The organism is Mycobacterium sp. 1423905.2 (genome assembly GCF_001673155.1).
In the GTDB taxonomy this organism is placed as follows: domain Bacteria; phylum Actinomycetota; class Actinomycetes; order Mycobacteriales; family Mycobacteriaceae; genus Mycobacterium.
This window is the reverse complement of record NZ_LZLE01000337.1, coordinates 1-1,890: the sequence shown is the minus strand read 5'-3', so window position 1 is coordinate 1,890 and position 1,890 is coordinate 1. Positions and strand designations below refer to the sequence as shown.

Below are 1,890 nucleotides of genomic sequence, written 5' to 3'. Positions count from 1 at the left end.
GCCCGGCGACGAATTCCCCGTGCACATCACACATCAACGCAGCAGCGCCGGCCAGTCATGACCAACGCCTCGAACCGGGCGGTCGTCGTCGGCGGCGGTCCCAACGGGCTGGCCGCGGCCATCCAACTTGCCCGCAATGGGCTCGACGTCCAGGTGCTCGAAGCCGCCGACACCATCGGTGGGGGAGCGCGCTCCGGAGAATTGACCGTTCCCGGCGTGATCCACGACCACTGTTCGGCCTTTCATCCACTAGGCGTCGGTTCGCCGTTCTGGAACGACATCGACCTGGCCAGCTATGGGCTGAGTTGGAAATGGCCCGAAATCGACTGCGCCCATCCGCTCGACGACGGCACGGCGGGGGTGTTGCTTCGCTCGATCGAGCAGACCGTCGCCCGCCTGGGTTCCGACGGCAAGCGGTGGCGCGCCGCCGTCGGTGGTCTGGCCGCCGGATTCGACGACCTGGCCGAGGACCTCATGCGCCCGGTGCTCAACATCCCGCACCACCCACTCCGGCTGGCCGCCTTCGGCCCGCGCGCGCTGCTCCCGGCTACCGCCGTGGTCCGCTGGTTCAAGACCGAACAGGCGCGCGCGCTGTTCGCCGGCACCGCCGCCCACGTCTACACGCGTCTGGACCGCCCGCTGACCGCATCACTTGGCTTGATGATCTTGGCCAGCGGACACCGCTACGGTTGGCCCGTCGCCGAAGGCGGCTCCGGCTCGATCACCGATGCACTCGGCGCCGCCCTACGGGCACATGGGGGACGCGTCGCCACCGGTGTCTCGGTCACCCGCCGCCGTGACATCCCCGACGCCGACATCGTCATGCTCGACCTCAGCCCGGCCGCCGTGCTGCAAATCTACGGTGACGCCATGCCCAGCCGGATCAAGCGGTCGTACCAGAGATACCGGGAAGGATCGTCGGCATTCAAGGTCGACTACGCCATCGAAGGCGACATTCCGTGGACGAACCCGGACTGCGCACGAGCGGGCACGGTGCACCTGGGCGGCACCGCAGCCGAAGTCGCCGACACCGAACGCCAACGCGCACAAGGGAAGATGGCGCAACGACCGTTCGTGCTCCTCGGGCAGCAGTACCTGGCCGACCCGTCGCGCAGCGCCGGCAACATCAACCCGATCTGGGCGTACGCGCACGTTCCCTTCGGCTATACCGGTGACGCCACCGCGGCGGTGACCGACCAGATCGAGCGATTCGCCCCCGGCTTCCGGAACCGCATCGTCGCTTCGGTCAGCAAGTCGACCAGCGAACTGCAGGACTACAACCGCAACTTCATTGGCGGCGACATCATCGGCGGCGCCAACGACCGGCTGCAGGTCCTGTTCCGGCCCCGCATCGCCCTCGACCCGTATGCAATCGGTGTGCCGGGGGTCTACCTGTGTTCGCAATCCGCGCCGCCGGGCGCAGGCATTCACGGGTTGTGCGGATATCACGCCGCGCAGTCGGCGTTGCGGTGGTTACGCAAGCGCTGATCACATCCGGCGCGACGCGACGCCGTGGTTATTCCTGCACGATCACCGGGTCGCCGACGTTGACGGTGTTGTAGTACCACTCGGCGTCCTGCGAACTCAGGCTGATGCAGCCGTGGCTGACGTTCTCCAGCCCCATCGCATTGACGGCCCACGGGGCCGAATGCACGTAGAGGCCCCGGTTGGTGATGCGCACGGCGTAGTCCACCGAGATCCGGTAGCCGTCCGGGTCGTCGACGGGTATGCCGACGCTGCTCGAATCCATGATCACCGAGCGTTCCTTGGCCAGCACCGTGTATGTGCCGGGCGGAGTTGGGTATTCGGGCCGGCCCATCGAAGCCGGCATCACGCCGTCTTCACCCCAATGCGGCCGGTGGTGCGGTGCAGGCAGCGAGGGCGGCGGAC

The 1,890-nt window shown here is 67.7% G+C and carries 2 protein-coding genes; one reads left to right on the top strand and one right to left on the bottom strand.

The features are described 5' to 3' along the window. Positions 1-57: 57 nt before the first annotated feature. Positions 58-1,488, top strand: coding sequence for an NAD(P)/FAD-dependent oxidoreductase (locus tag A9W95_RS22970; RefSeq protein WP_067418262.1), 1,431 nt, complete (start codon positions 58-60; stop codon positions 1,486-1,488). Positions 1,489-1,516: 28 nt separating this feature from the next. Here A9W95_RS22970 and A9W95_RS22965 read toward each other — a convergent pair. Beyond that, on the bottom strand, positions 1,517-1,890 hold a 374-nt coding region (locus A9W95_RS22965; RefSeq protein WP_156746356.1), incomplete at its 5' end, for a L,D-transpeptidase.

Bases quoted from the DNA above. Each gene is read 5' to 3' on its own strand.
- A9W95_RS22970 (WP_067418262.1), top strand. From the start codon at position 58: ATGACCAACGCCTCGAACCGGGCGGTCGTCGTCGGCGGCGGTCCCAAC.